Genomic DNA, 21,583 nt, shown 5'->3' with positions numbered 1-21,583 from the left:
GGGGGTGGAGCCTTCCTACAGCGATGGAGAAGAGGTGAAAGACGACAGACGGCCGGATCAGCGGTCGTTCAGACGGCCGAGCTCGTTGTCGATGAACGCGAGCACTTCGTCGGTGGTGGCGGATTCGATCCGCTCCGCGACATCGGCGGAGGCGGAGTCCTCGTCGCCGGCTCGCCACTTCTCCACGAGGTGGCGCAGCCGGAGGGAGACCGCCGCGCGGGTGTGTTCGTCGGGATCGGCCGCGGTCAAGGCGGCGTCCAGCCGGTCGAGTTCGGCGAGGAGGGCGTACTGCTCGTCGCGGTCGCCCCGGTGTTCGTGAAGCAGGGTGGCCAGCAGGTACTCGGCCAGGTCGTTCGGCGTCGGGTAGTCGAAGACGAGGGTGGCGGGCAGGCGCAGGCCGGTGACGGCCGTGAGCCCGTTGCGCAGCTCCAGCGCGGTGAGGGAGTCGACGCCGAGGTCTTTGAACTCCGTTCCTGCGTCGACGGCCTGGGCTGATGTGTGCCGGAGCACGGCCGCCGCCTCTGCCTGCACGAGTTCCCGTACGTGCCGCAGCCGCTCGCCTTCTCGCAGTTCCCGGAGCCGGGCGGCGAGCATGTCCTGGGTGCCGGCCGCGGGGCCGCCGGCGGCGGCCTGCCGCTTGGCGCTCTTGATGAGGCCGCGCAGCAGCGGCGGCACTTCGCCGCGCATCCGGGGTGCGCCCGTGCCGGACATCCGGCCGAGGGGGACGAGGTAGGGCAGATCGGTGGCCATCGCCGCGTCCAGGAGCGCCAGCCCCTGCTCCACGGAGAGCGGCGGAACACCCGAGGCTGCGATCCGCTGCCGGTCCGCCTCGGACAGTGTCGCCGTCATACCACCCGACGGCGCCCACGCACCCCACGCCAGCGACTGCCCCGCCAGACCCAGACCACGGCGATACGCCGCCAACGCATCCAGGAAGACGTTCGCCGCCGCGTAATTGCCCTGACCCGCCGAACCCATCACACCCGAGACCGACGAGAACAACACGAACGCCGACAGATCCATCCCACGGGTCAGCTCGTGCAGATGCCAGGCCGCATCCACCTTCGGACGCAACACCCCCGACAACCGCTCAGCCGTCAACGACGTCACCACACCGTCATCCAGCACACCGGCGGCGTGAACCACCGCCGACAACCCGACCCCCGCCAACACCTCCGCCAGCGCATCCCGATCCGCCACATCACACGCCACCACCGACACATCCGCACCGGAAGCAGCCAACTCATCCCGCAACTCCACCGCACCCGGAGCACCCAGCCCCCGACGCGACACCAACAGCAAACTCCGCACCCCATGCACCGACACCAGATGCCGAGCCACCTCACGACCCAGACCACCCGTACCACCCGTCACCAGCACAGTCCCGTCCCCCAACGGCGACCCCACCACACCGAGCGACGACTCCACCCGACCCAGCCGCGGCACGTACACGACACCGCCCCGCACGAGAACCTGCGACTCCCCTGCCGCGAGCACCTGTGCAAGGGACAGCTCGGAGTCGTCGTCGACGTCCACGAGGAGGAAGCGGCCCGGGTTCTCCGACTCCGCGGCCCGCACCAGGCCCCACACCGCGGCGCCCGCCAGATCGGCCCCCGACACCGCACCCCGCGTCACGAACACCAGACGCGCGCCCTCAGGCCCCGCCAGCAACTCCTGTACCGCGGCCAACACACGAACACACGCCGCGTGCACGGCCTCCGGCGCATCACCACCGGACACGGGGAAGACCGTGAGCGCCGCGTCGTCGGCTGCGGAAGCTCCGGTCCCGTCCGCGGGAATCCAGTCCAGGCGCAGCAGCCCGTCGCGCCCCGGCACCGTCTCGGCCGGCCTCGCAGGGGCCCCGAGACGCAGCTCCGCCACGGACAGGACCGGCCCGCCCTCGGCGTCCGCCAGCTCGACGGCCAGAAGGTCCTCTCCCGTCGGCGCGATGCGGGCCCGTACCACCGACGCGCCCGCCGCGTGCAGCGACACCCCGCGCCAGGACACCGGCACCAGCTCCCGCTCGCCCGTCGCCGCCCGCACCACCTCGGCCAGCAACGCCGGGTGCAGACCGTAGAGCCCGGCGTCCTCGGCGCGACCCGGCAGGGCGGCGTCGACCAACGTCCCGTCACCGATCGGCTTGACCTCGGCCGGCTCGCGCGTCAGACGTCCGGTGGCGTGGCAGGTCCACGGGCCGTCGGCAGTCTCCTCGGGGCGTGTGTAGCAGCCGACCGTACGGGCCCCGGTCTCGTCGGGAGCTCCGACCGTCACCTGGACCGCCACGGCCCCCGTGCCGGGGAGGACGAGCGGCTGGTCCGTGAGGGCCAGTTCTGCGATGTGCTCACAGCCGGCCTGTTCCCCGGCTCGCAGCACCATCTCCAGCAGACCCTCGCTCGGGAGGACGGCCGCCCCGTCGGCGAGGTGGCCGTCGAGCCACGGCAGCGCCGCCGTGGTCAGCCGGCCGGTGAGCAGCACGCTGCCGCCGGAGTCGGCGGGCGTCACGGCGGCGCCCAGGAGGGCGTGCCCGGTCGCCGCGAGGCCGGCGCCGGCCACGTCGCCCGTACGGACGGCCGGAACGGGCCAGTATCGCTCGCGCTGGAAGGCGTACGTCGGCAGGTCCACCCGCCGGGCGCCGGTGTCCTCGTACAGGCGCGTCCAGTCCACCGCGACGCCCGCGCAGAAGAGCCGCGCCAGCCCTTCGAGGAGGGTGTCCTCCTCCTCCCGGCCCTTGCGCAGAACCGGGGTGAACACGATGCCCTGCGGGTCCTCGCTACTCAGGACCTCCTGGGCGAGGGCGGTCAGCACGCCGTCCGGGCCGAGCTCGGCGAAGGCGGTGGCGCCCGCCGTGTGCAGGGCCCGTACACCGTCGGCGAACCGTACGGTCTCGCGGACGTGCCGCACCCAGTACTCCGGATCGCGCACCAGGTCGGCATCCACGGCCATCGGGATCCGCGGCGCGGAGAACGACAGCCCGGACACCACCGCACGGAAATCGTCCAGCATCGGATCCATCAACGGCGAGTGGAACGCATGCGACACCCGCAGCCGGGTCGTCTTGCGGCCCATGCCGCGGAAGTGCACGCCAATCCTCTCGACGGCATCCTCGGCACCCGAAACGACCAGGGAGGACGGTCCGTTGACGGCGGCAACCGACACGGACTCACCCAGCAGCGGACCGACTTCCTCCTCCGTCGCCTGGACAGCGAGCATCGCACCGCCCCCGGGCAGCGCCTGCATCAGCCGACCACGCGCCGACACCAGCGCACACGCATCCGCCAGCGACAACACCCCGGCCACATGCGCAGCCGCCACCTCACCCACCGAATGCCCGGCCACAAAACCCGGCCGCACACCCAACGACTCCACCAACCGGAACAACGCCACCTCGACCGCGAACAACGCCGCCTGCGCACACGCCGTCCCGTTCAGCGCCGCCTCGTCACCACCCCACACCACATCCCGAACCGGAACATCCAACTCCGCACACACCGCGTCAAACGCCGCCGCAAACACCGGAAAACGGGCATACAACTCCCGCCCCATCCCCAACCGCTGCGACCCCTGACCCGAGAACAGCACCGCCAGCGACCGCTCGCGTGCCACCCCCCGGGCGATCTCGACCCCCTCCACCAGCACCGCCCGGTGCGCGAACCGCGCCCGCGAAGCGGCCAGCGAGAAGCCCACGTCCAGCCCGGATCCGGCGACGCCCGCCAGTCTCCCCAGCTGCGCGTCGAGCGCCTGCTCCGACCTGCCCGACACCACCCAGGGCGCCACGGTCTTCGCATCGGACGGTTCCGCGGGTGAAGGGACGGACTGCTCCAGGACGACGTGCGCGTTGGTGCCGCTGAGGCCGAAGGAGGAGACACCCGCCCGCCACGGCCGCGCCGCTTCGGGCCAGGCCGTGTTCTCGGTGAGGAGGTCGATGGCGCCCGCCGACCAGTCGACGTGACGGGACGGCGCATCCACGTGCAGGGTGCGCGGCAGCACACCCTCCCGCATCGCCATGACCATCTTGATCACACCCGCCACACCCGCCGCGGCCTGCGTATGACCGATGTTCGACTTCACCGACCCGAGCAGAAGCGGCCGACCCGCCTCCCCCCGCTCCCGGCCATACGTGGCCAGCAGCGCCTGGGCCTCGATCGGGTCACCCAGCGGCGTACCCGTCCCGTGCCCCTCCACCACATCCACGTCCGCCGGCGACAGACCCGCCGACGCAAGCGCCTGACGGATCACCCGCTGCTGCGACGGCCCGTTCGGCGCGGTCAGGCCGTTCGACGCACCGTCCTGGTTCACGGCCGAGCCACGGACCACGGCCAGCACCTCGTGCCCGTTGCGCCGGGCGTCCGAAAGCCGCTCCAGAACCAGTACGCCCACCCCCTCGGACCAGCCGGTGCCGTCGGCGGCATCCGCGAACGCCTTGCACCGCCCGTCCCCCGCCAGCCCGCCCTGCCGGCTGAAGCCGAGGAAGCTCATCGGCGTGGACAGAACGGTGACACCGCCGGCGAGGGCGAGCGAGGACTCGCCGCTGCGCAGGGACTGGGCGGCCAGGTGCAGGGCCACGAGGGAGGAGGAGCAGGCGGTGTCCACGGTCACGGCGGGGCCTTCGAGTCCGAAGGCGTAGGACACCCGCCCCGAGATCACGCTGTTCGCCAGACCCGTGCTGGCGTGGCCCTCGACATCCTCGCGCGAGTTCATGACGAGCGACGCGTAGTCCTGGCCGGTGGTACCCACGAACACGCCGGTCCGGCTGCCGCGCAGCCGGGTGGCATCGATCCCGGCCCTCTCGAACGCCTCCCAGGAGGTCTCCAGCAGGAGCCGCTGCTGGGGGTCCATGGCAAGGGCCTCGCGGGGCGAGATCCCGAAGAATCCGGCGTCGAAGTCACCGAGTGTGGAGAGGAATCCGCCGCGCCGGGCCGCGCTGGCTCCCCGGTTGCCGGTGGTGCTGTCACCGAAGAGAGCGGCCAGGTCCCAGCCCCGGTCGGTGGGGAAGTCCGTCATCCCTTCCCGGCCTTCGAGGAGCATACGGAACAGGGCCTCCGGTGTGTCCACGCCGCCGGGCATCCGGCAGGCCATGCCGACGATCGCGATCGGTTCGTCGGCTGCGGGCACCTTCGGGCCGTCCGTGTCCACGGCCTGCTGCCGGCCGAGGAGTTCGGCGAGGAGGTGGGCGGCGAGGGCGGTGGGGGTGGGGTAGTCGAAGACGAGGGTGGCGGGCAGCCGCAGGCCGGTGACGTGGCCGAGCCGGTTGCGGAGTTCGAGTGCGGTGAGGGAGTCGACGCCGAGGTCCTTGAACTCCCGCTCCGCGTCGACCGTCGTGCCCGGCGTGTGGCCGAGCACTCCGGCCGCTTCGGTGCGTACGAGGTCCAGCACGTGCCGGAGCCGTTCCTCCTCGGCCAGGGCGTCGAGCCGAAGCCCGAGCGCACCGGCGGTCGCCGACACGGCCGTCCGGCGGGCGCCCTTGAACAGCCCGCGGAAGAGCGGCGGTATGTCGGTCCCCGGGCGTGGCCCGGTTCCGGTGGCGAGCCGGCCGAGGGGGACGAGGTAGGGCAGGTCGGTGGCCATCGCCGCATCCAGGAGCGCCAGCCCCTGCTCCACGGAGAGCGGCGGAACACCCGAGGCTGCGATCCGCTGCCGGTCCGCCTCGGACAGTGTCGCCGTCATACCACCCGACGGCGCCCACGCACCCCACGCCAGCGACTGCCCCGCCAGACCCAGACCACGGCGATACGCCGCCAACGCATCCAGGAAGACGTTCGCCGCCGCGTAATTGCCCTGACCCGCCGAACCCATCACACCCGAGATCGACGAGAACAACACGAACGCCGACAGATCCATCCCACGGGTCAGCTCGTGCAGATGCCAGGCCGCATCCACCTTCGGACGCAACACCCCCGACAACCGCTCAGCCGTCAACGACGTCACCACACCGTCATCCAGCACACCGGCGGCGTGAACCACCGCCGACAACCCGACCCCCGCCAACACCTCCGCCAGCGCATCCCGGTCCGCCACATCACACGCCACCACCGACACATCCGCACCGGAAGCAGCCAACTCATCCCGCAACTCCACCGCACCCGGAGCCTCCAGCCCCCGACGCGACACCAACAACAGACGCCGCACCCCGTGAACAGCCACCAGATGCCGGGCCACCTCACGACCCAGACCACCCGTACCACCCGTCACCAGCACAGTCCCGTCCCCCAACGGCGACCCCACCACACCGAGCGACGACTCCACCCGACCCAGCCGCGGCACGTACACGACACCGCCCCGGACCCGCACGTGGGGCTCGGCTGCCGCGAGGACCCGGGCGACCGGCCACTCCCCGTCGTCCTCGACGTCGACGAGCAGGAAGCGACCCGGGTTCTCCGACTCCGCCGCCCGCACGAGACCCGAGACAGCGGCTCCGGCCAGGTCCCCCCGTACCACGACGGCCAGGCGGGCGTCCGTCGGCCGATCCCCCGCCAGCCATTCCTGCAGAGCAGCCAGCACACGAGCACAGACTTCGTGCACCGCTTCGGCCGTCTCGCCGCCCTCGACACGCAGAACCGTCGGCCCCGCGTCGTCGGCAGCGGCAGCCGCCGACACATCGGCGGGCACCCAGTCGAGGCGCAGCAGCCCTTCCCGCAGCAGTGCGGGCCCGGCCGGCGCCGCAGGAGCGCCGAGGGCCAACTCCTCAACCGTCAGCACCGGCACGCCCTCGGCGTCCACCAGCACAAGCGAGACGCAGTCCTCAGCCGTACGCCCGATCCGCGCCCGCACGACCGACGCGCCCACGGCGTGCAGCACGACCCCGCGCCAGGACACCGGCACGAGCTCCCGCTCGCGCGCCGCCGCCCGCACCACCTCGGCCAGCAACGCCGGGTGCAGACCGAAGCGGTCCGCCTCCCGCGCCGCCTCACCGGACAGCGTGAACTCCTCGTCAGCGCCTGCCAGGTCCGTCGTCGGCCGCTCGGGAGCGGGTACGAGCATGCCGGTCGCGTGGTCCGTCCACCCCCCGCCGTCGACCCGCGAGAAGAACGCGACCGTACGGGCGCCCGTCTCATCGGGCTCCCCCACCCGCACCTGGACCATGACACTGCCGTCCACGGGCAGGGAGAGGGGGGTGGTGTGCACGAGGCGTTCGACCCGGTCGCAGCCGACGTGGTCGCCGACGCGAAGTGCCAGTTCCAGCAGCCCGGTCGCCGGCGTCGTCTGCCCCGTCAGCCAGGGCTGCGCGTGGGTCGAGAGGCGGCTGGTGAAGACCACGCCTTCCGACTGGGCGAGCGGAAGGACCGCTCCGAGCATGGGGTGGGCGTCGGCGATCAGTCCGGCCGCGGTGACGTCACCGGCATCCGGCGTGAGTGCGGGCCAGTAGCGCTCGTGCTGGAAGGCGTACGTCGGCAGGTCGACGCCACGCGCGCCCGTGCCGTCGTACAGACGTGCCCAGTCGACCGCCACGCCCGCGCAGTACAGCCGTGCCAGCCCGTCGACGAGCGCCCGCTCCTCACCCCGCCCCTTGCGCAGCACCGGGACGGCGACCTCGGCCTCCACACTCAACTGGGCCAGCGCACACAGACTCCCGTCCGGACCCAACTCAAGAAAAGCGTCGACGCCCTGCTCCACCAGCGAACGCACCACGTCGGCAAACCGCACCGTCTCCCGCACATGCCGCACCCAGTACTCCGGATCACACACCAGGTCGGCATCCGTCGCCATCGCAATCTCCGGAGCGGAGAACGACAGCCCGGACACCACCGCACGGAACTCGTCCAGCATCGGATCCATCAACGGCGAGTGGAACGCATGCGACACCCGCAGCCGCGTCGTCTTGCGGCCCAGGGCCTCGAAGTGGGTCCGAACGGCCTCAACCGCGACCTCGGCACCCGAAACCACCACAGCCGACGGGCCGTTGACGGCGGCAACCGACACAAACTCACCCAGCAGCGGAGCGACTTCCTCCTCCGTCGCCTGGACCGCCACCATCGCACCGCCCCCGGGCAGCGCCTGCATCAGCCGACCACGCGCCGACACCAGCACACACGCATCCGCCAGCGACAACACCCCGGCCACATGCGCAGCCGCCACCTCACCCACCGAATGCCCGGCCACAAAACCCGGCCGCACACCCAACGACTCCACCAACCGGAACAACGCCACCTCGACCGCGAACAACGCCGCCTGCGCACACGTCGTCCCGTTCAGCGCCGCCTCGTCACCACCCCACACCACATCCCGAACCGGAACATCCAACTCCGCACACACCGCGTCAAACGCCGCCGCAAACACCGGAAAACGGGCATACAACTCCCGCCCCATCCCCAACCGCTGCGACCCCTGACCCGAGAACAGCACCGCCAGCGACCGCTCGCGTGCGACCCCCCGGGCGATCTCGACACCGTCCACCAGCACCGCCCGGTGCGCGAACCGCGCCCGCGAAGCGGCCAGCGAGAAGCCCACGTCGAGCGGGGAACCCGTGATCCCGGTGAGCCGTTCCAGCTGGGCGTCCAGGGCGGACGCCGACTTGCCCGACACCAGCCACGGGGCGAGCACCCCGGTGTCCGAGGGGGTGGCGGCCGGTTCGGCGGGGGCTTCCTCCAGCACCACGTGCGCGTTCGTCCCGCTGATGCCGAACGAGGACACGCCCGCCCGGCGCAGGCGTTCGCCGGACGGCCAGCGGACGGCCTCCGTCAGCAGCCGCACGCCGCCCGCCGACCAGTCGACGTGGCGGGACGGCACGTCCACGTGCAGGGTGCGCGGCAGCACACCCTCCCGCATCGCCATGACCATCTTGATCACACCCGCCACACCCGCCGCGGCCTGCGTATGACCGATGTTCGACTTCACCGACCCGAGCAGAAGCGGCCGACCCGCCTCCCCCCGCTCCCGGCCATACGTGGCCGACAGCGCCTGGGCCTCGATCGGGTCACCCAGCGGCGTACCCGTCCCGTGCCCCTCCACCACATCCACGTCCGCCGGCGACAGACCCGCCGACGCAAGCGCCTGACGGATCACCCGCTGCTGCGACGGCCCGTTCGGCGCGGTGAAGCCGTTGCTGGCGCCGTCCTGGTTCACGGCGGAGCCACGGACGACGCCGAGCACGCGCCGCCCGTTGCGTACGGCGTCCGACAGGCGTTCCAGGACGAGTACGCCCACGCCCTCGGACCAGCCGGTGCCGTCGGCGGCGTCGGCGAACGCCTTGCACCGCCCGTCCCCCGCCAGCCCGCCCTGCCGGCTGAACTCCATGAGGGAGCCAGGCGTGGACATGATGTTCACTCCGCCGGCCAGGGCCAGTGAGCATTCGCCCGCCCGGAGGGCCTGGACGGCCCAGTGCAGGGCGACGAGGGACGACGAGCAGGCGGTGTCCACGGTCACCGCCGGGCCTTCCAGGCCCAGCTGGTAGGCGAGCCGGCCGGAGACGGCACTGGCGGCGATGCCGGTGCCGATGTCCCCGGTGGCGTCGTCGAGGGACCGGACGAGGAGGTAGGCGTAGTCCTGGCCGTTGGTGCCCATGAAGACGCCGGTCCGGCTGCCGCGCAGCCGGGACGGATCGATTCCGGCCCGTTCGAACGCCTCCCAGGAGGTCTCCAGCAGCAGCCGCTGCTGGGGGTCCATCGACACGGCCTCCCGCGGCGAGATGCCGAAGAAGTCCGCGTCGAAGCCGGCCACGTCGTCGAGGAACCCGCCGCCACGGCTCACGCCGTGGCCGCGGGAGTCGACTCCGGCGCCGCGCAGGGCGTCGAGGTCCCAGCCCCGGTCGGCCGGGAAGTCCGACATGGCGTCGGTTCCGGCGGCGACGAGGTCCCACAGGTCCTCGGGCGAGTGGACCCCGCCCGGGTAGCGGCAGCCCATGGCCACGACGGCGATGGGTTCGGTGGCTGCGGCGACCAGGTTCAGGTTCTGGCGCCGCAGCCGCTCGGTCTCCTTCATCGAGGACCGGAGCGCTTCGACGACCTTGTCGTGGGGCGTGGGCGTGGCCATGTTCTGCTCCGTCAGCTCCGTCGGCCCTGCGGTTCGTCGCGGTGGGCCGGTACGGATGAGAGGTCGGGTGTCTGGTGGGCGTTCGGGTCGGACGAGGGTGTGTTGAGGGCTGCGTTGACGAGCGCGTCCACGTCCATCGCGTCGATGGAGTCGGCGTACTCGGGCGTCTTGTCCGCCTCGTCTGCGGGCCCGTCGTTCCGGCCGTGCTCGGCGGCGAGCCGCAGCAGCGGTTCGAGGACGCCGATGCGGCGCAGCTGGTCCACGGACACGGAGGCCAGCAGGGCCTGGAGCCGTGCCTGGTCCACGTCCTGGGACTCGGCGGCGTCGTCGGACGCCGTCGGGTCGAGCCGCCGGGCGATGTGCTCGGCGAGCTCGGCCGGGGTGGGCTGGTCGAAGACGAGGGTGGCGGGCAGGTCCAGGCCGGTGGCGGCGGTGAGCTGGTTGCGCAGCTCCACGGCGCCGAGGGAGTCGAAGCCCAGGTCGCGGAAGGCCTTCTCCGCCCCGACGGCTTCGGGTCCGGTGAGGCCGAGGACCTCGGCGGCCCGGGTGCGTACGAGGTGGAGCACCGCGGCTCCGCGCCGGCCCGCGGGCAGGGCGGCCAGTGCGGCGCGCTGCTCCGGGACCGCCGGGGCTGCCGCCGGGCCGGCCGTGTCCGCGGCCTGCGGCACGGGCAGGCCGGCGAGCAGCTTGCTGGGCCGCACGGCCGTGAAGGCGTGGACGAACCGGCCGGGGTCGGCGTCGGAGATGACGGTGGTCGGCTCGGGCTCCATGACCGCGCGGCGCAGGGCCGTGACGGCGAGGTCCGGGTCCAGGGGCCGGATGCCGGCCCGGTGGGCGGCTCCGGCCGCCCGGTCGCCGGCTGCCATGCCCGCTCCGCCCCAGGCGCCCCAGGCGAGGGAGGTGGCGGCGAGGCCGCGGGCGCGGCGCTGCTCGGCGAGGGCGTCGAGGACGGCGTTGGCCGCCGCGTAGTTGCCCTGTCCGGGGTTGCCGACGGCCGCCGAGGCGGAGGAGAACAGGGCGAACACCTTCAGGTCCAGGTCCCGGGTGAGCTCGTCGAGGAGCAGCGCGGAGGTGACCTTGGCGCGGAAGACGGCGGTGAAGCGGTCCGGGGTGAGGCTGTCGACGACCGCGTCGTCGAGTACGCCGGCGGTGTGGACGACGGCGGTCAGCGGCGCCCGGTCCGGGATGGCCGCGAGGACGGCGGACAGCGCCTCGCGGTCGGCGGCGTCGCAGGCGGTGAGGGTGGCCTCGGCGCCTGCTTCGGCCAGTTCGGCGCGCAGGGCGGCGGCGCCGGGGGCGTCCGGGCCGCTGCGGCTGAGCAGGACCAGGTGGCGGGCTCCGGCGGCGGCGAGGCGGCGGGCGACGTGTGCGCCCAGGGCCCCGGTGCCGCCGGTGATCAGGACGGTGCCTTCCGGATCCCAGGTGCGGGCGGGCGCGGTGGCAGGTGCGGGGCGGGCCGTGAGCGGGCTCAGCCGGCGGCCGTGGAGTGCTCCGGCTCGGACGGCGACCTGGTCCTCCCCGTCGGGTGAGGCGAGGAAGGCGGTGAGCCGGTCGAGGGCCGCGGGGTCGGTGGGGAGGTCGGCCGGGAGGTCGACCAGACCGCCCCAGCGCTGCGGGTGTTCGAGGGCGGCGACCCGTCCGAGGCCCCAGACGGCGGCCTGGGCGAGGCCCGGTACCGGCTCGCCGGGGGTCACGGCGACCGCGCCCCGGGTCAGGCACCACAGGGGTGCGGTCAGTCCGGCGTCGCCGAGTGCCTGGAGGAGGGTGGCGGTCAGTGCCACGCCCCGCGGGACCTCGCCGGTCTCGTCGAGGGCGAGGAGGGAGACCACCCCGGTGAACTCTCCGCCCGCGACGGCGGCCAGCTCGCGCAGTCGCTTCGCCATGCGTTCCCGGTCCGCGTCGGTGTCCGGGGCGATCTCGAAGCGGACGGTGTCCGGGCCGAGCCGGCCGATGGCGGAGGCCGCCCAGGGGTCGGCTGCGTGCGCGGCGGGGAGGACGGCGAGCCAGGTCCCCGCGGGCGGTGCCGTGCGGCCGCGGGTGCCGGTGAGCGGCTGCCAGGTGATGTGCTGGCGCCAGCCGTCGATCGTGGCGTCCTCGGCGCGGCGGCGGCGCCAGTCGTCCAGGGCGGGCAGCACCTTGGACAGTGCGTCGCTGTCGACGTCGAGGGTCCCGGCGAGCGAGTCGAGGGTCTCGGAGCGTACGGCGGTCCAGAAGGCGTCGTCCGTTCCGGCGGCCGTGGCGGCCACCGCAGTGGCCGTGGCCGGGCTGCCGTGGGCCCAGTACCGCGCGCGCTGGAAGGCGTACGTCGGCAGCGGCACCCGGCGGGCGCCGGTCCCGGTGAAGACGGACGGCCAGTGGGGCGCGCAGCCTTCGACGTGCAGCCGGGCGACGGCGGTCAGGAGGGTGTCCTGCTCGGGTCGTCCCTTGCGCAGGGCCGGTACGGCGGTCACGGAGGTGGCGCTGTGCGCGCCGTCGGTGTCCTGGGCCAGGGCGGACAGGGTGGCGTCCGGGCCGAGTTCGAGGAAGCGGGTGACGCCGCGGGCGGCGAGGGCGCGCAGCCCGTCGCCGAACCGGACGGTCTCCCGGACGTGCCGCACCCAGTAGTCGGGGGTGCACACCAGCGCGGCGTCGACCGGTTCCCCGGTCAGGTTCGACACGAGGGGAAGGCTCGGGGCGGTGTAGGTGATGCCCCGGGCCACTCGTGCGAAGTCGTCGAGCATGGCGTCCATGTGCACGGAGTGAAATGCATGGCTGACCCGCAAACGCCTAGTCTTGCGGCCGGTGTCCGCGAAGCTCCGGGCGATCCGGTCCACGGCCGCCTCGTCGCCGGCGATGACGACGGCCCGGGGGCCGTTGACCGCGGCCACCGAGACGCCGTGGCCTCCGGCTCCGGCTTCGGTGAGGTGTGCGCGCACCTCGTCCTCGGTCGCCTGGAGGGCGGCCATCGCACCGCCGCCGGGCAGGGCGGCCATCAGCCGAGCGCGGGCGGCGACCAGGGTGCAGGCGTCGTCGAGGGAGAACACGCCCGCCACGTGGGCGGCGGCGATCTCGCCGATAGAGTGCCCGGCGACGAAGTCGGGGCGCAGCCCCCAGGATTCGACGAGCCGGTAGAGGGCCACCTCGATTGCGAACAGGGCGGGCTGGGTGTAGCCGGTGTGGTCGAGCAGGGCGGCCTCGGGGGTGCCCTCCTCGGCGAACAGCAGGTCGCGCAGCGGGCGGTCGAGCTCCAGGTCGAAGCGGGCGGTCACCTCGTCGAGGGCGCGTGCGAACACGGGCTGGAGGGCGTGCAGTTCGCGGCCGGCGCCGGGGCGCTGGGCGCCCTGGCCGGAGAAGAGGAAGGCGGTCTTGCGGCTGCGGGCGCCGGCTTCGCCGCGCAGGACGCGGGGTCCGGTGCGGCCGTCCGCGAGGGCGGCGAGGCCGGCGAGGAGTTCGTCCCGGTCGCCCGCGAGGACGGCGGCCCGGTGGTCGAAGGAGGAACGGGTGGTCGCCAGGGAGTAGGCGAGGTCGGTGACCGGGAGGGCGGGCCGTCCGGTGACGTGGGCGTGCAGGCGGGCGGCCTGGGCCCGGAGTGCGTCGGGGGTGGCGGCCGAGACGGGCACGGGGATGCGCCCGGCGGCCGTGCCGGCGGTGACCGCCGGTTCCGGTTCCTGCCGTGCTTCGGTGAGGGGTGCGTCCTGCATGGGGTCGGTTGCCTGTTCCAGGATGACGTGGGCGTTGGTGCCGCTGGCGCCGAAGGCGGAGATGCCGGCGCGGCGCGGGCGGCCGGTGTGCGGCCAGGCGGTCTCCTCGGTGAGGAGTTCCACCGCGCCGGCGGTCCAGTCGACGTGCGAGGAGGGCGCGTCCAGGTGGAGGGTCTTCGGCAGGACGCCGTGCCGCATCGCCGTGATCATCTTGATGACTCCGGCGACGCCCGCCGCGGCCTGGGTGTGCCCGATGTTGGACTTGACGGCGCCGAGGAGGAGCGGCCGGCCGGCGTCCCGGTCCCTGCCGTAGGTGGCCAGCAGTGCCTGGGCCTCGATCGGGTCGCCCAGCTTGGTGCCGGTGCCGTGCGCCTCGACGGCGTCGACTTCGGCGGCGGTGAGCCGGGCGTTGGCCAGGGCGCGCCGGATGACGCGCCGCTGGGACGGGCCGTTGGGCGCGGTGAGGCCGTTGCTCGCACCGTCCTGGTTGACGGCGGAGCCGCGCAGCACGGCCAGCACCTCGTGGCCGCGGCGGCGGGCGTCGGAGAGGCGTTCGACGACGAGTACGCCGACGCCTTCCGACCATCCGGTGCCGTTCGCCGAGTCGGCGAAGGCCCGGCAGCGGCCGTCCGGGGACAGGGCGCCCATCTCGCCGAACTCGACGAACCCGACGGGGCTGGACATCACGGTCACACCGCCGGCGAGGGCCATGGAGCACTCCCCGGCCCGCAGGGCCTGCGCGGCCAGGTGGAGCGCGACCAGGGAGGACGAGCAGGCGGTGTCGACGGTCACCGAGGGCCCTTCCAGGCCGAGGGTGTACGACAGCCGGCCGGAGAGCAGGCTGGCGGACTGGGCGGTCTCGACGTGGCCGAGCTGGCCGATGGCGGGCCGGTAGTCGCCGCTGCCGCCGCCGATGAACACGCCGGTGTCGCCGCCGCGCAGGGTGTGCGGGTCGACGCCGGCCCGCTCCAGGGCCTCCCAGGCCGCCTCCAGCACGATCCGCTGCTGCGGGTCGACGATCACCGCTTCGCGCGGCGAGATGCCGAAGAAGGCGGCGTCGAAGTCGGCGACGTCGTAGAGGAAGCCGCCGTTCTGGGTGACGCTGCGGCCGCGGCCGTCGGCGTCGCCGTGGGCAAGCCGGTCCAGGTCCCAGCCGCGGTCGGCGGGGAAGGCGCCGATGGCGTCGACCTCGGCGCGCAGCAGCTCCCACAGGTCCTCGGGGGACTGTACGCCGCCGGGGTAGCGGCAGCTCATGCCCACGATGACGATCGGGTCCCCGGCCGTTTCGGCGGCCTCGCCGGCGGTTGTGGCGGCCGGCGCGTCGTCGTCCCCCTCCTCCAGCAGTTCGGCGCGCAGCTGCGCGGCGAGGGCCGCCGGAGTGGGGTGGTCGAAGGCGAGCGTGGCCGGGAGGGTCAGGCCGGTGGCCTTGGCGAGCTGGTTGCGCAGGTCCACGGCAGTGAGCGAGTCGAAGCCGAGGTCCTTGAAGGCCTGGCCGGCCGGGATGTCCTCCAGGTCCCGGTAGCCGAGTACGGCGGCCACTTCGCGGCGTACGAGGGCCAGCAGCACCTCGTCGCGTTCGGGTCCCCGGGGCCTGGCGAGCAGTTCGGCGCGCAGCGCGGCCAGGGCGCCCGTGCCGGTCTCCGTGTCCGTGCCTGCACCGGTCCGTCCTTCGGCGGGCGCCAGTGCGGCGCGGGCCTCGGGGAGCGCGGCGAAGAGCCTGCTCGGGCGGGACTGCCCGAAGGCCGGCGCGAAGCGTTCCCATGCCACGTCCGCGACGACCACGGCCGCCGCTTCGTCGCCGGTGGCCCGGCGCATGGCGGCCAGGGCCCGCTCGGGGTCCATGGCGGGCAGCCCGCTGAGCCGCAGGTGCCGGTCGAGGGAGTCGTCGGCGAGACCGGTCCAGGCTCCCCAGGCCACGGCGAGGGCGGCCCGGCCGGTGGCGCGGCGGCGTTCGGCGAAGGCGTCGAGCCAGGCGCTCGCCGCGGCTCCCGTGCCCTGGCCGCGTACGCCCCAGACGCCGGCGATCGAGGTGAACAGGACGAAGGCGTCCAGTTCCCGGTCTCCGAGGACGTCTTCGAGTGCCCCTTCGAGGGTCTCCACGCCTGCCCGGGCCAGGTCCGGTCCGGTCGGTCCGGGGCCGTACCCGGTGTGGACCACCGCGGTGAGCGGCCGGTCGGACGGGAGCGCGGACAGGGCGGCGGTCAGCGCTCCCCGGTCGTCCGGAGCCGCGGTGGCCACGGTGAGGGCCGCCCCGTGCCCGGCGAGCCGGGCGCCGAGTTCGTCGGCGAGGGCCGCGTCCGGTTCCCGTGTGCCGACGAGCAGCACGTGGTCCGCGCCCTGGCGGGCCAGCCAGCGGGCGGTGTGGCCGCCGAACTCGGCGGCGTCGCCGATGACGAGCACGGTTGCGGACGGGGTCCAGGTTGCGGACGCCCGGCCTGCGGCCGAGGACCGGACGAGACGGCGGGCGTAGGCGCCGGACGGGCGCAGTGCCAGCTGGTCCTCGCCGCCGGGGCCGGCGGCGAGCAGGGAGCGCAGCCGGGCGGCCGTACGGGCGTCGGGCACCTCGGTCACGTCGAGCAGTCCGCCCCAGCGGGCGGGGTCTTCGAGGGCCGCGACCCGGACGAGGCCCCACAGGGCGGCCTGCGCCGGATCGGCGGGCCGGTCGGCACGGCCCACGGCCACCGCCCCCCGGGTGACGCACCACAGCGGTGCCTCGACACCGGCCGCGGTGAGGGCGGCCGTCACGCCGGGGATCACGGAGGCGGCGGGGAGCAGGGCCAGCACGCCGTCGAACCGCCGGTCGAGTCCGGCCAGCCGTGCCGCGAGGTCCTCGGTGTCGGCGGGGTCGGCCACGAGGCGTACCGCGTCCGGTCCGAGGGCGTCCGTGATCCCGGCCGCCCACGCGTCGTCCGCGTGGGTCTGCGGGACGAGCGCCAGCCAGCTGCCCGTGAGGGCGTCGGCCGGGGCCGCGTCGGCCGGCTTCCAGACCACCCGGTAGCGCCAGCCGTCCACCGCCGCGCTCTCGTCGCGGCCGCGACGCCACTCGGACAGCGCGGGCAGGAGCGCCGACAGGGCCGCCTCGTCCTCGGACAGGCCGAGGGTGGCGGAGAGTCCGGGCAGGTCCTGCCGTTCCACCGCCGCCCAGAAGGCGGCGTCGTCCGCGTTCTGCTCCTGCGCCGTCTGCCCGGTCGCGGGGAGGGCCGCGGGCTCGGGCCAGTACGGCTCGCGCTGGAACGGGTAGGTGGGCAGGTCGGTGCGCCGGGCGCCGGTGCCCTCGTACAGGCGGGTCCAGTCGACCCGTACGCCGGCGACGTGCAGCCGGGCCAGTGCGGTGACGAACGCGGACTCCTCGGGCCGGTCCGCGCGCAGGGCCGGGGTGACCACGGGGTCCCCGCCGGTCAGGCTCTGCGCGGCGAGGGCGGCGAGGACACCGTCCGGGCCCAGTTCCAGGAAGGCGGTGGCCCCCGCCTCGCCGAGGGCGCGGACGCCGTCGGCGAAGCGGACGGTCTCGCGGACGTGCCGGACCCAGTACTCCGGGTCGCACACGAGGTCCGCCGTCGCGAGCCCGCCCGTCACGTTCGAGACGAGCGGCAGCAGCGGCGCGGAGAACGACAGCGCGGAGACGGCCTTCCGGAAGGCGTCCAGCATCGGATCCATCAGCGGGGAGTGGAAGGCGTGCGAGACCCGCAGCCGGGTCGTCCTGCGGCCCCTGCCCGCGAACTCGGCGCGTACGGCCTCGACCGCGTCGGCCGCGCCGGAGACGACCACCGAGGCCGGTCCGTTCACGGCGGCGAGGGACACCTGCGCGCCGAGCAGCGGCCGGATTTCGTCCTCCGTCGCCTGGAGCGCGGCCATCGCGCCGCCCTCGGGCAGGGCCTCCATCAGCCGGCCGCGGGCCGCCACCAGGGTGCAGGCGTCGGCGAGCGTGAGGACGCCCGCGACGTGCGCGGCCGCCACCTCGCCGACCGAGTGGCCGGCGACGTACTCGGGCTGTACGCCGAGCGACTCCACCAGGCGGTACAGCGCGACCTCGACCGCGAACAGCCCGGCCTGCGCGTACTGGGTGCGGTCGGTGAGCGCCGCGTCCGTGCCCCAGACCACCTCGCGCAGCGGGCGGTCCAGTTCCCGGTCCAGTGCGGCGCACGCGGCGTCGAAGGCCTCGGCGAACACGGGGAAGCGTCCGTACAGTTCGCGCCCCATGTCCAGGCGCTGTGAGCCCTGGCCGGAGAAGAGGACCGCGAGGGACCGCTCCTCGGCCGTGCCGCGTGCGACCTCGGTTCCCGCCACGAGCACGGCCCGGTGCGGGAGGTGGGTGCGTCCGGCGGCGAGCGAGAAGCCGACGTCCAGCGCCGGCTCCCCGGTGCGTGCGGCCAGTTGCGCCAGCTGGGCGTCGAGCGCGGCCCGGGACCTGGCGGACACCACCCACGGTGCCGCGGCCGGCACCACGGCGGGTGCGTCCGCGTCGGGCGCGGGCGGCGCCTGTTCCACGATCACGTGGGCGTTGGTGCCGCTGACGCCGAAGGCGGAGACACCCGCCCGGCGCGGGCGCCCGGTCGCGGGCCAGGCCTGCTCCTCGCGGACCAGGGTGACGGCCTCGCCGTCCCACTCCACGTGGGTGGACGGGGTGTCCGCGTGCAGGGTGCGCGGCAGGACGCCCTCCCGCATCGCCATGACCATCTTGATGACGCCGGCCATGCCGGCGGCGGCCTGGGTGTGGCCCAGGTTGGACTTGACGGCGCCGAGGAGCAGCGGCCGTTCCCGGTCCTTCCCGTACGCGGCGATCAGCGCGCCGGCCTCGATCGGGTCGCCGAGCGGGGTGCCGGTGCCGTGCGCCTCGACGGCGTCGACCTCGGCGGGCGCGAGGTCCGCGTCGGCCAGGGCCTGGCGGATGACCCGCTGCTGGGCGCGCCCGTTGGGAGCGGTCAGCCCGTTGCTGGCGCCGTCCTGGTTGACGGCGGCGCCGCGCACCACGGCGAGGACGGGGTGGCCGTGGCGGCGGGCGTCGGAGAGCCGTTCCAGGACGAGGACGCCCGCGCCCTCCGACCAGGAGGTGCCGTCGGCCGCGTCGGAGAAGGCCTTGCAGCGGCCGTCGGGGGCCAGTCCGCCCTGTGCGGAGAACTCGACGAACGCGTCGGGGCTCGACATCACCGACACACCGCCGGCGAGGACGAGGGAGCACTCGCCGCCGCGCAGCGCGCGGACACCGAGGTGGAGGGCGACGAGCGAGGAGGAGCAGGCGGTGTCGACGGTGACGGCCGGGCCCTCCAGGCCCAGGGTGTAGGAGAGGCGGCCGGACATCACGCTGGCGGTGTTGCCGGTGGCGACGTGGCCCTGGACGTCGGCGGTGCCGCGGCGCAGGACGGAGGTGTAGTCCTGGCCGTTGGTGCCGATGAACACCCCGGTGGAGCTGGCGCGCAGCGAGTCCGGGGCGATGCCGGCCCGCTCCAGGGCCTCCCAGGAGGTTTCCAGCAGCAGGCGCTGCTGCGGGTCCATGGCGAGGGCCTCGCGCGGCGAGATGCCGAAGAAGCGGGCGTCGAAGTGGCCGACGCCGTCGAGGAAGCCGCCCTCCAGGGTGGCGGAGCCGCCCCGGGCGAGGCTGTCGAGGTCCCAGCCGCGGTCGGCGGGGAACGCCGAGATGGCGTCCTCGCCGGCCGCCAGCAGCCGCCACAGGTCCTCGGGCGAGGCGACCCCGCCCGGGAACCTGCAGCCCATGCCGACGATCACGACCGGGTCGTCGTCGTGGTCGGCGGCGGTGCCGGCCGGCGCCCCCGGTGCGGGTTCGCCGTCCGCACCGCCCAGCAGTTCGGCGAGCAGGTGCGCGGCGAGGTCGTGCGGGGTCGGGTGGTCGTACACGAGGGTCGCGGGCAGCCGCAGACCGGTGGTCGCGGCGAGGGTGTTGCGCAGTTCGACGATGGTGAGCGAGTCGAAGCCGAGGTCGGCGAACGCCTGGTCGGCGCCGATGGCGGCGGCGTCGGCGTGGCCGAGCACGGCGGCCACCTGGGCCCGCAGGAAGTCCAGGGTGAACTTGGCTCGGCCGGCCGCGGGCAGGGCGGTGAGCCGCTGCCGCAGGCCGTTCTCGTCTCCCGCGGCCGGCTGCGCGGGGGCGGCGGCGCCCCGGGTCTCGGCGAGGTCGGAGATCAGCGGATTGGGCCGGACCGCCGTCAGCACCCGGGCGAACCGGGCCCAGTCGATGTCGGCGACGGTCAGCGCGGCGGGGCCCCCCTGGTCCAGGGCCTGGGTCAGCGCGTCGAGCGCGAGCTCCGGGTCCATGGGGGCGTATCCGCCCCGGCGGACCCGGGCTTCGACACCGGTCCCGTCACCGGCCATGCCGGTGCCCGCCCAGGGGCCCCAGGCCAGCGAGGTCGCGGGCAGGCCCTGCCCGCGCCGGTGCTCGGCGAGGGCGTCGAGGCAGGCGTTGGCGGCGGCGTAGTTGGCCTGTCCGGCGGCACCGAGGCTCGCCGCGGTGGACGAGAACAGCACGAAGGCCGCCAGGTCCGTCTCGCGGGTCAGCTCGTGCAGGTGCCGTGCCGCCGTGGCCTTCGGGCCGAGTACGGCGGCGAACGCCTCCGGGGTGAGCGTGTCGAGGACGCCGTCCTCGACCACGCCCGCCGTGTGGAAGACCGCGGTCAGCGGCAGGTCCGCCGGGATCCCGGCCAGGACGCGGGCGAGCGCGTCGCGGTCGGAGACGTCACAGGCCGCCAGGGTGGCGCGGGCGCCCAGCGCGGCGAGTTCCTCACCGAGTTCCACGGCGCCGGGCGCCTCGGCACCGCGCCGGCTGACGAGCAGCAGGTGTGCGGCGCCGCGGGCGGCGAGCCGGCGGGCGAGGTGCGCGCCGATCCCGCCGGTGCCGCCGGTGATGAGGACGGTGCCGGTGGGAGCGTAGGGGCGTACGTCGGCGCGGTCGGCCAGCGGGAGGCGGGTCAGCCGGCGGGCGTACACGCCCGCGGCGCGCACGGCCACCTGGTCCTCGCCGCCGGAGCGGCCCGGACCGGTGCTCTGCGCGAGCAGTCCGGCGATCCGGCGTGCGGCCGGCTCGTCGAGGGTCTCGGGCAGGTCCAGCAGGCCGCCCCAGCGCTCGGGGTGTTCCAGGGCTGCGCTGCGGCCCAGGCCCCAGACGGCGCCCTGGCCGGGCTGCCCGAGCCGGTCGGAGCGGCCGACGCTGACGGCGCCGCGGGTCAGGCACCACAGGGGGGCCTCGATGCCGGCGTCTCCGAGGGCCTGGACGGCGGTGGCCGTCGGCAGGAGGCCCTCGTCCTGGAGCGCCAGCAGGGACAGTACGCCCGTGAACCGCTCTCCTGCCGCGGGCAGTTCGCGCAGCCGCTCGGCGAGGTCGGCGCGCGTCTCACCGTGCGGGACGGTGAGGGTGAACCGGTCGCCGCCGAGGCGTTCGAGCAGTTCCTCGCCGCCGTCCCCGTCGGCCGGCACCAGGCAGAGCCAGGTGCCGGCGAGCGTGATGCCCGCGGCCGGGGCGGCGGGCAGCGGCTTCCAGGTGCTGCCGTAGCGCCAGCCGTCGACGGTGGACTCGGCGCGGCGCTTGCGGCGCCACGAGGTGAGGGCGGGCACGACGGCCGTCAGGGTGGCGTCGTCCAGGCCGAGGTCGGCGCCGAGCGCGGACAGGTCCGCCCGCTCGACGGCCGCCCAGAACGCGGCGTCCACCGGGTCGGCGGCAGGCCCCTCCGCACCGGCGGGGCCTGCCTCCGGCCAGTAGCGCCGGCGTTGGAAGGCGTAGGTCGGCAGCTCGTCGAGCGCGGCGGCGCAGGCGGCGCCGCTTGCGGGGAAGAACGCCTCCCAGTCGGCGTGTGCGCCCCCGAGGTGCAGGGCGGCCACGGCCCTGGCGACCGCCTCCGCCTCCGCGCGGTCCCGGCGCAGGACCGGGACGGCGGTGACCCGCTCGTCGGCCACGGCCTCCCGGGCCGCGCCGCTCAGGACGGCGTCGG

At 74.7% G+C, this 21,583-nt stretch carries 2 protein-coding genes (1 of these 2 cut by a window edge); both read right to left on the bottom strand.

Annotated elements, in window-relative coordinates; all coding sequences use genetic code 11:
* Positions 1-57 precede the first annotated feature (57 nt).
* On the bottom strand, positions 58-9,981 hold the full coding sequence (locus C0216_RS12680; protein ID WP_428985488.1) for an SDR family NAD(P)-dependent oxidoreductase: 9,924 nt from the start codon (positions 9,979-9,981) through the stop codon (positions 58-60).
* Positions 9,978-21,583, bottom strand: partial view of a type I polyketide synthase gene (locus C0216_RS12675; protein ID WP_428985422.1) — the final stretch only. 17,011 nt of this gene lie beyond the right edge of the window; the window shows 11,606 of its 28,617 coding nt (coding positions 17,012-28,617); its start codon lies beyond the right edge, outside the window — the gene reads right to left on this strand; its stop codon occupies positions 9,978-9,980. The genes C0216_RS12680 and C0216_RS12675 overlap by 4 nt, the downstream gene beginning before the upstream one ends.

Source organism: Streptomyces globosus, assembly GCF_003325375.1.
In the GTDB taxonomy this organism is placed as follows: Bacteria; Actinomycetota; Actinomycetes; order Streptomycetales; family Streptomycetaceae; genus Streptomyces; species Streptomyces globosus_A.
The sequence above is the reverse complement of the archived record's forward strand: the minus strand, read 5'-3'. Positions and strand labels throughout refer to the sequence as shown.